Origin of the sequence: Companilactobacillus paralimentarius DSM 13238 = JCM 10415, assembly GCF_001434985.1 — a bacterium.
Classification (GTDB): Bacteria; Bacillota; Bacilli; order Lactobacillales; family Lactobacillaceae; genus Companilactobacillus; species Companilactobacillus paralimentarius.
Genome location: NZ_AZES01000010.1, coordinates 1 through 9,931, shown reverse-complemented (window position 1 = coordinate 9,931; position 9,931 = coordinate 1). Strand labels below are relative to the sequence as shown.

General features: G+C 34.7%; 9 protein-coding genes and 1 pseudogene. 1 reads left to right on the top strand and 9 read right to left on the bottom strand.

All coding sequences use genetic code 11. The annotated features are described in order from the left end of the window. Window positions 1–186: 186 nt before the first annotated feature. The 4 genes from FD33_RS00525 to FD33_RS00510 form a co-directional block, all read right to left on the bottom strand. Window positions 187–810 (bottom strand): hypothetical protein, encoded by a 624-nt coding sequence (locus tag FD33_RS00525; protein ID WP_025085967.1) that lies wholly within the window; start codon window positions 808–810, stop codon window positions 187–189. Window positions 811–929: 119 nt separating this feature from the next. Further along, window positions 930–1,793 (bottom strand): SDR family oxidoreductase, encoded by an 864-nt coding sequence (locus tag FD33_RS00520; RefSeq protein ID WP_025085968.1) that lies wholly within the window; start codon window positions 1,791–1,793, stop codon window positions 930–932. 133 nt (window positions 1,794–1,926) lie between these two features. Next, complete coding sequence (locus FD33_RS00515) at window positions 1,927–2,109, bottom strand: hypothetical protein (protein WP_025085969.1); 183 nt, start codon at window positions 2,107–2,109, stop codon at window positions 1,927–1,929. 2 nt (window positions 2,110–2,111) lie between these two features. Beyond that, window positions 2,112–2,804 (bottom strand): NAD(P)H-dependent oxidoreductase, encoded by a 693-nt coding sequence (locus FD33_RS00510; protein ID WP_025085970.1) that lies wholly within the window; start codon window positions 2,802–2,804, stop codon window positions 2,112–2,114. Window positions 2,805–2,946: 142 nt separating this feature from the next. Between FD33_RS00510 and FD33_RS00505 the strand changes: the two genes are divergently transcribed. Next, the gene (locus FD33_RS00505; RefSeq protein ID WP_025085971.1) at window positions 2,947–3,381 is read left to right on the top strand and encodes an ACT domain-containing protein; all 435 of its coding nucleotides are present in this window, start codon (window positions 2,947–2,949) and stop codon (window positions 3,379–3,381) included. Window positions 3,382–3,658: 277 nt separating this feature from the next. On the opposite strand, the pseudogene FD33_RS00500 reads toward FD33_RS00505, so the two are convergent. The 5 genes and pseudogenes from FD33_RS00500 to FD33_RS00475 all read right to left on the bottom strand — a co-directional run bounded on the left by FD33_RS00500 (window position 3,659) and on the right by FD33_RS00475 (window position 9,890). Further along, a pseudogene (locus FD33_RS00500) lies at window positions 3,659–4,506 on the bottom strand (alpha/beta fold hydrolase). Window positions 4,507–4,615: 109 nt separating this feature from the next. After that, a complete protein-coding gene (locus FD33_RS00490) occupies window positions 4,616–6,043 on the bottom strand; it encodes a C69 family dipeptidase (RefSeq protein WP_025085974.1) in 1,428 nt (475 codons plus the stop codon). Between the two features lie 124 nt (window positions 6,044–6,167). Further along, entirely contained in the window at window positions 6,168–7,649 is a 1,482-nt protein-coding gene (locus FD33_RS00485) for a family 1 glycosylhydrolase (RefSeq protein WP_056955659.1), read from the bottom strand. A gap of 21 nt (window positions 7,650–7,670) precedes the next feature. Next, entirely contained in the window at window positions 7,671–9,125 is a 1,455-nt protein-coding gene (locus tag FD33_RS00480) for a family 1 glycosylhydrolase (protein ID WP_025085975.1), read from the bottom strand. 24 nt (window positions 9,126–9,149) lie between these two features. Next, the gene (locus FD33_RS00475) at window positions 9,150–9,890 is read right to left on the bottom strand and encodes a PTS transporter subunit EIIC (protein ID WP_158136943.1); all 741 of its coding nucleotides are present in this window, start codon (window positions 9,888–9,890) and stop codon (window positions 9,150–9,152) included. Window positions 9,891–9,931 lie beyond the last annotated feature (41 nt).

The following is a 9,931-nucleotide window of genomic DNA, read 5'->3' as shown; positions in this document are numbered from 1 at the left end:
TTGGATTCAATTTATTTTGTCCAAGTGGCTAACTTGTTATTGAAATTTTCGATTTAGTTTCATCAATACGCACCACCTAATTAATTATTAAAATCTCTCGCAAGATATCGTTCATGTAAGCGTTTTCTATATCTTGTATTTCCATTATACGACTTATAGTAAAAAAATTCAGTCAAAACGAAAATATTAATCAGTTTGTGTTTTAAAATTATGTTTCAATTGTGGCCAAATGAACTTGTCAGCCGAAGCAATCAAAATACCATTAAAGATAAATGAGAACAATGTCCCAATATTAACTGAATAGACATTATGAATACCAACCGCAGCAATCAAAATAATGATAATTGGTGGTAGAAAATCAATAATCTGTGCCTTTGTCGAATTACCATTTAAGTAGAAAAATCTAAGAATATTTGTTGTATCATCATTAGGGTGCATTACAATATTAGCTCTCTGATATAGCGAAATGGCAACGCAGAAACAAACAACTCCTAAACAAGATAAGATTGTTCTAACAACAATCGGCAAGTTAGGAACTCCTACATAATTTAGTAAATCAGTAAAAATATTAACAAAATAACTGAAAAACAGAACATACAAAATTTGCCCAACTAGTCTCTTGCCATCAAATTTTTTAATTAAAAATTGATTAGTTATCGCATTAATGACACCAAAAGCAAATAAAATTAATCCAGTATTCCAAGCAAACCATTTATTTAAATTAACGGCAGCAGCTGTCCATAATCCACTTCCCATATCGGCAGTTATACACAAACCATTACCAAAAGCATTCAGAATCAGACCACTTATTAGTCCGATTATCCTCGTTTGTATTGAATTTTTGATACTATCACTCCTCACAGTATGTTGATTATGTTACAACAATTCCATGCCAAGTGACAAAATTTTATTTAAAATAAGAATATTTTTTAGTTATTTTGATAATTTGTTTGTAAAAATTTCTTCAAATCAGTAGCAGGATGTCCCATTATTTCTTCGTAGTCAGAACTAACCTCATCAAGAAGCCCCATACCACCAGCTTTATACATTGAAGACAACATGTGACCCTCGTTACCTTCATTATACATAGCTCCAAATTCATCCAAACTTACTGGTTGATAACCTATTTCACTATTCGCAACTTCGGACAATACTTTGGCTAATTGTGGCATCGTATAATTTCTTGATTGCGTCAAAGTATAGATACGGCCATCCTTCAGTAAAGACTTCGTAGCAGCAACTTTTGCGAAAGCTTTAGAACTATCATCTAAACTAATAAAGGACAAAGCTTGATCTTTCATAGGATAGATAACGTTATGACGTTCAATTAACTCTGGTAAATATGGAACTAATGGATCTGCATAAAGTCCGTTTCTAATAATCGTATAAGGAATTTGCGATTCAGCTAATCTTCTTGGCAAATATCCATAGAATGCTGACAAATCAAATGGATTGTTAACTTGATCAGCAATAAAGCCCATTGCCAAAATATGACCAACTGAGGCCCCTTTAGCTGCTTGCAAAACATTTTCTAATTCCATTATTCGACTGTAGCTATCATGACTCTTACTTGGAACATAAATTAAAACATCTTTATCTTGAAAAGCCTTAATCAAACTATCCTCATTAAAGAAGTCGATACTAACAACTTTCGCACCTGCTTGGCTTAGCCTATCAGCTTTAGAAATCGTATGAACCCCGGCTGTTATTGAAGAACTAGGAACCAACTTGATTAATTCATTAAAAATATGATTACCTAAATGACCTGTAGCACCAGTTATAATATATTTCATCTCTATCACCTTCAACTTTCTACCACATGTTACTATATGAATAACAAGATAACAAATATAAAATTAAAAAAAGCATCCAATAAACTCGTCACACACGTGAATATGTATGACAAATCCTATTAGACGCTAATTTTTACCACTGTTCATGATTCCATAGACGACCATCTACTTCACCTTGTAATAATTTCATACGATCATTTTGTTCTTCAACAACCTTTTTCATGGCCGTTAAAAAAGCACGATTTTCATAAGCCTTCTGTTTATCTGCTAATTTGGAGAGTTCTTTACTCAACCAAACCCCAGTATCTTCTGCCACGATTATTCGTCCTCCCCTTGCTTGATCAAACTAATGGTGCTCTTCAATTGACTTAAGTCTTCCTTTTGCTGAATAAATGTATTCAAAATTGTTTCGCACTCTGTACAGTTCGTTTCATCGAGGGTCTTCAATCGATCAGCAAACTCCTGTTCAAACCATTCCTGACGATTATCTAACGTATCAGGATACTTCTGAGTCAGGTAACGTTGGTAATCAATCAACGTCTGCATTTGTTGTTCTTCTTTTAGATATTGAAATTGCGAAATAACGAAAACTGGCAAGTTTTCCATTTTAGCACGGTCAGCGATAGCACGCAGTGGTGCCATGATTTGATCAATTGTAATATTTTCAGTTCCACCTCGTCTAAATTCTTTAAGTGGCATACCGGTACTAACAACGATTCCAAATTCTTTATCACGTAAATTGTCATTACCATCACCATAAATAAAATTACGAGTCAAAACTTTATCTTCCCAATCTTTTAAGCCCGCAGGGGCAGCATACCAATAAAGCGGAAATTGAAAAATAATTCTGTCGGCAGCTCTTAACAATTTCTGTTCATTATCGACATCAATTTTTTTCAATCCTTCAACATGATGCCATGTAACATCAAATAACTTTGCTCCTTGCATCAAGAATTGCTGTGTTTGCGAGTTATTTATTTCCGGATGAGAAACAATTATTAACGTTTTCAAATTAACATCTCCAATCAACTTTAGAATAGCAAAAATTAGCGGACTTATACAGTTCAACAACTTATTTTTGAAACTTTGCTAAAATGAATTTAATGAAATGATATAATTTAAGGGATATGAAGTACAATTAAGGAGCTTAGCAATGGAAAAATACTATATTGTCGACAGTTCTATTCTTCCTGAATCCTTCGATAGAGTAATTAAAGCGCGCAACTTGCTTGAGACTAGAAAAGTTCATAATGTCAGTGAAGCTGTGAAAGAAGTTGGAATCAGTCGTGGCACTTACTACAAATATAAGGACTTAGTTTTTTTACCTGATGAGGAAATGACCGATCGTAAAGCCGTTATTTCAATGATGTTACATCATGAACAGGGAATCCTATCTAAGGTTTTAGTGGATATTTCCGAATCTAATGCAAGCATTTTGACTATTAATCAAAACATTCCAATCCATAATATTGCTACCGTTGTAATTTCTTTGGATATTAGTCATCTGAATGGCACGATTGACAATCTTCTTGATAAATTAAAACAATCGAATTTCGTTAACAACGTACAATTAATTTCAATTGAATAAATCAAAAAGCATGTTCACGCATTGAACATGCTTTTTATTTTGGCCAAGCAATGTACATTGCCAACAAAACACTAAATGTGCCAATGAAGTAAAATAATTTAGAGATAACATTACTTTTCATATGACTGCCTGACATTATTAAACACAATCCTGCTATAAAAATTACTACCATTATTAAGAAATTCATCCTGTCACCTATCATTTCTAATTAAGTTTCGATAACAAGAACTTTACAAAAGAAATGTGACAAATTAATGAATTTGTTATGTAAATTTAATTACTTATTTCTTTCCCAAAGAAAACTTTCAATATCATGCAGCACACGTGGATTTCGTCTTGTCAGAGCACTGTGTTCGGCCCTATGACCAGTGAAAAGACGTGCCTCATATGTTTGATGTGGGCCTTTGAAAACTTTCTTTAGAGATTTAGCAGAGGATACAGGGACTGCCTTATCAAAATGATCTTTCATTGATAATTGTCCCATAATATTCAATTCACGAATATGCAATTTATGAATCACTGAATCAGGAGCCATATAAGATCTAAAATCCTTAGTTAATTGTGGTGAATAACGCCAATCGTTGCGACGATAAATATTATGATTTAAAACTTGCATTGGTGCTGCAATATTAACTAGTGAATCTATTTGAGGTTGATCCTTGTTATCACTATACTTTTCAAGATAATACATAACGGCGTTATTACCCCAAGAATGAGCCACTGCATTAAATCTTGTAACGCCATACTTACGATGTAACATCTTCACTATTGAATTAATCCACTTAGCAGTCTGATGATAATCAGATTCATGATTATTACCAAATAAAATTTGAATTTCAGGATTCTTAGCTGATTTAGGCCATCTTCCATCAAAGCTTAACTTTCCTTTAGGTGAACAAAAATAGTCAAAGTTCTTGTAGCAAAGCCATCAGCCTGAGATTGATCAATTAAATAATCCATTGAATGAACTGTACCACCAAAACCATGAAAGAATAACGTTGGTATCTGGCGCTTCTGACTTTGATTATTTGTGGCAGCAGAAACTTCTTGTTGCAAACACGATGTTATCGTTATAAGACCGAAAATAATTATACACAGAGTTATTAATAAATTTCTTTTTTTCATGAATATCACCAATTTGATTTATTATCAAATTCTAAATCAAATCTGGCTTTAGTCAATAAAAAAAGCCAATCTCTAATAAGATTAGCTTTTATTTATCAATCTATAAATACTATAAGTTTTGACCCTTTTCCCAAGTTGTCTTGGATAACATCAAACCTTTTTTAACCAAATCATTGAATAACTGATGTGTACGTTTTGTTACTTCAGCGGCTGTCTTCATATTGCTTGAAGTCAAGAATTGTGAGACATCATTGTTAAAACCATCAATTACTTCATCAGTAACTTCAATTCTTTGGCGAGCGTATGATTGGCAAGCGTCCAAATATGCGTGAACCATATCCGAATATTCATGGTAATGAGGTTCGATCATAACGGACAAAGTTTTTTCTAACCAATACATATTGTCAACTGAGACTTCATTTGTCGTATTCTTATAGTCTTCAGGAGTATCTGTAATATTTGTATAGAATGGAACGTATGGACTATATGCAAAGAATCCTAATGCCAACCATTGGATAGCGGCATGATTATCATCAACATCATTTCTAATTTGAAGTATTGATGATGCTTGATTACGATCCATTGCAATAGAACGGAATTGACGTTGTTCGTTTGCTGTACCAGAAGCAAAGGTACCGAATGGATCATACTTAGTACCGTTATAGTGTGATGACAAGAAGTATTCTACATCTTCAATTGCAATCTTCTTACTTGGTTTTCTAACCATAGGCATCTTTTGAGATGTAGGTTCTTGTTCAATTTCAGGATTAAATAATTTTTGACCATACCATGTACGTGGAGTGTTGTAATAGGCATCAGCTTCACTTTGTGTTCCAAAAATTTCACGGAAGTTAAAGTGATCAGGATTTGGATTCAAGTGATGCTTTTCAACAAAATCAATTAGGTCAGTCGCAATCAAATAGTTTTCGGGGTCGCTAACGTCAACCTCTTCCATAACAGTTTGGTTAGGAACAATAGCATAAGCATCATCTGGCAAACGCATAGCAGCCCAGTGATGTCCACCTGCTGTTTCTAAAAGCCAAACTTCATTTTTATCATTGAAGGCAATACTATTTGATTCTCCAGTACCATATTCTTCAAGTAATTCCCCTAAACGAAGAACACCCTCTTTAGCCGTCTTTACATAAGGCAATACCAAAGTTAGCATAGCTTCTTCATCAACACCATCATGAACTAATGGATCGTAACCCAAAACACGGGCATTAGTAGCAGTTGTTTCAGTTGAACTCATACCAACATTCAATTCATTGATACCAGCTTCTTCATATTGACCATCACTTTGATCAGCTTGTGGGGTTGCTGTATAACGATAAGCATGATTAGGTAGCGGAACTTTTACACCTGTCGTCTTAGAAATATAAAATGCATCTTCTTGATCTTTAGCAGCATGTGCAACAAATTTGATCGGATTAATTGGGCCATAGCCGTCTTCATTACGAGCAACTATAGTGGAACCATCCATACTAGCGGCTTTACCAACTAGAATTTCAGTACAATCGGAACTTGGATTTTTCATTTCGTTCCCTCCCTTATATAAAACCAGTATAGGATTAAAGTTGGGTTTAATCTAGAGGAGTTATTAGAAAAATTATAATAAAAAGACCACTTTCTATTTCAAAAGTAGTCTTTAATCCAATAATCTAATCTAAACTTTCACCATTAGTTTCAATAACATTCTTATACCAATAGAAGGAGTCCTTAGGAATTCTCTTCAATGAACCACTGCCATCGTTATTGCGATCTACATAAATATAACCATAACGTTTCTTCATTTCACCAGTTCCTGCAGAAACCAAATCAATACATCCCCAACTTGTATAACCCATCAAATCAACACCATCAATTGTAACTGCATCTCTCATAGAGGCTATATTTTCACGAAGATATTCAATTCTATATGGATCATGAATCTTGCCGTCTTCTGAAATTTCATCAACGGCTCCCAAACCATTTTCAACAATCCATAATGGTTTACGATAACGATCGTAAAGTGTATTCAAGGCCATTCTAAGTACATATGGATCAGTAGCCCAACCCCAATCCGATGTCTTCAAATAAGGATTTTTAACACCAATCTGTAGATTACCGGCATCCTGTCCCACATCTTCATGTGTAGTAACCACATTTGACGTATAACAAGAAAAGCTTAAGAAATCAGCTGAATATTTAGCTAACAACTCATAGTCTTCAGGTTTATCGTCTAATTTCACGCCTTCTCGTTCATAATATTTAATACGTGATGCTGGATAATGACCACCAGTTTGAACATCCGAATAGAACAAAGTATCATCCATTTGTTTCAAGGCCTTAAATTGGTCAGCAGGATCAGCCGTATATGGATAAATTTGTCCATAAGCTAACATTTGACCAATCTTATAATCAGGATTAATTTCATGGCCCAGTTTTACTGCCAAAGCGGAAGCAACAAATTGATTGTGCGCACCCTGTGCACGATTTTGAACACTTCCATCAAGAAGTCCGCCTGCAACAAAAGGCATCATATCCATACAATTTATTTCATTAAATGTTAACCAATATTTAACTTTACCATTATACCTTTCAAAAACGGTCTTAGCATACTTAACAAAGAAATCAATTAATTTTCTACTTGCCCAGCCATTATATTTATTAGCTAAATTCAAAGGAGTCTCATAGTGAGACAACGTTACTAGAGGTTCAATATGATATTTATTCAATTCATCAAAAACATGATCGTAGAATTCTAAGCCTTTTTCATTTGGAGTTTCATCGTCCCCATTTGGAAAAATTCTTGACCAATTAATTGACATACGATAAGTTTTATAACCCATATCGGCTATCAATTTAATATCTTCTTTATAGTGATGATAAAAGTCAGATGCTACATGGCTAGGATAATATTCACCATCTAAAACAGCTGCCTGGGCACCTTCAGGAACAAACTTTCCACCACCAAATTTTAATTCTGAAAATCCAGTTTCACCCGTATCAGGATTACGCCATGTAATATGACGAGGAGTTTCATAAGTACCTGCAGTCATAACGTCAGCAGTACTTAATCCCTTTCCATCTTCATTGTATCCACCTTCAAATTGATTAGCAGCCGTTGCGCCACCCCACAAGAAATCTTTCTTAAATGACATACTATTCTCCTTCAAATAAAATTATTCTAAATTAGCTCCATTACTATTTATTACCTGTTGATACCAGTAAAAAGAATCCTTTCTATATCGATCAAAAGTCCCTCTTCCCTGATCATCAGCATCCACATAGACAATTCCATATCTCTTACTCATTTGACCTGTTGAAGCAGCAGTTAAATCAATTATTCCCCAAGGCATATATCCGATTAAGTTTACCCCATCTTTAATGGCTTCTGACATTGCCTCTACATGTTGACGCATATATTCGATTCGATATGGATCGTGTATCTTACCATTTTCTAGCTTATCTTCCGCACCCAATCCATTTTCTGTAATCATAATTGGCTTTTTATATCTACGATAGAATTCATTCAAATAAAATCTCAATCCCACTGGATCAATATTCCAGCCCCACTGTGATTTCTTTAAGTATGGATTCGGCGTTCCAAAAGCATTAATGGCTCCATTCGACTTCTTTTCTTCTTTAGCTTGTACACACCCAGTAGGGTAATAACTAAATGTCACAAAATCAACGGTTCCATTCTTTAATACTTCGTCGTCACCTTTTTCCTTAGAAATGACAATACCATTTTCTCTAAAGAATCGATTCATATAGTACGGGTATTCACCATTACTTTGAACATCTGGACAGAAGAAAAGTCCTTGTTGAATTTTTTCTTGCCATGCCAACATATCTTCGGGTTTGGGTGTTAATGGATATGAGGTCATTCCGGCAATCATACATCCAACTTTATTTTCAGGATCAATCGCGTGAGCTAAATTTACAGTTCTGGCACTAGCGATGAATTGATTATGTAAAGCAGTAAAACGTGTACTCATTTGTACAGACGTTTCTTCAATTTGAGTAGTCATTCCGTGACCACCTGCAATAGACTTTATTCCACCCACTGGAAATCCTCCGGATGGCATTGATAGAGAATTGATTTCATTAAATGTTAACCAATAACGAACTAATCCTTTATACTCTGTAAATAATGTATTGGCATAATGGACATAAAGATCTATTAACTTTCTATTAGCCCATCCGTCATATTTTTCAGCTAATCCTAATGGCAATTCATAATGAGAAATTGTCACCAACGGCTCGATATTGTATTTCTTTAATTCTTCAAATACATTCCGATAAAAAGCAATTCCTTCTGGATTAGGTTTATCCTCATCACCATTCGGAAAAATCCTTGACCACTGGATAGACATACGATACATATTTAATCCCGCCTCGGCTAATAACTTTATATCTTCTTTATAGTGATGATAAAAATCAGAAGCCTTATGTGAAGGATAAGTATATTTGGATTCATCAATTGGATAGTGATATTCACGATCGGTATCTTTCGTTCCAAGAGTTAAGGTATCAGGAATTGATAATCCCTTACCTCCTTCTTTATAACCACCCTCAAATTGATTAGCGGCTGTCGCACCACCCCAGAAAAAATTATTTGGAAATTTACTCATGAGAAGTCCTCCATTGTTGAATTATTAAGCAGTTACAGCATCACTGACTGTTGCTTCTACAGCCTTCTTATTAGAATCTTTTTGATCCGAAACCTCTGGTCCTTCTTCTTTATACAGGATTAATGTTGCGATAAATGAAATAATCATTCCAATTAACATGCCTAATAAGGCCCATACTAAGGTCATAATACTGTTCCCAATAAATACTGGTGTTCCAAATAGTCCAGCGCTACCTGCTAATGCAAAAGCTTTAACACCCATGAATCCTGCAAAGCCAGCACCAAAGAAACTTCCAATCATAGCACCAATCATTGGTTTCATATATTTAAAGTTAATACCGTACATAGCCGGTTCAGTTACTCCAGCGACAATTGCTGTAATACCACAAGTAAATGCAGTAGAACGTAATTTTTCATTGTGATGTGTCTTAACTCCAACAGCCAAGGCAGCTGCACCTTGGTCCAAATTACTTACAAAATTAGCAACAAGTATTAAAGGATCATTTCCAACTGAGGCAAATGCTTGAACCAAATAAGGCATAAATGCCGAATGCATTCCTGTCATAACAATCCAAGGGAATGCAGCAGAAAGTACTGCTACACCTAGGAATCCAGTTGTCTGATAGAACCAAAGAATAAATTTAATCAAATAATTACCAATGAAAGAACCTGCTGGTGCCAATAGCCATAATGTCAAAGGAGCCATTATCAACAATGTTCCAAATGGAACAACCAACGACTTCAATGAATCATGGATTGAAGTCAATATTTGAGACAGGTTTTAAGAGACATTCAGAACCGCGTTTA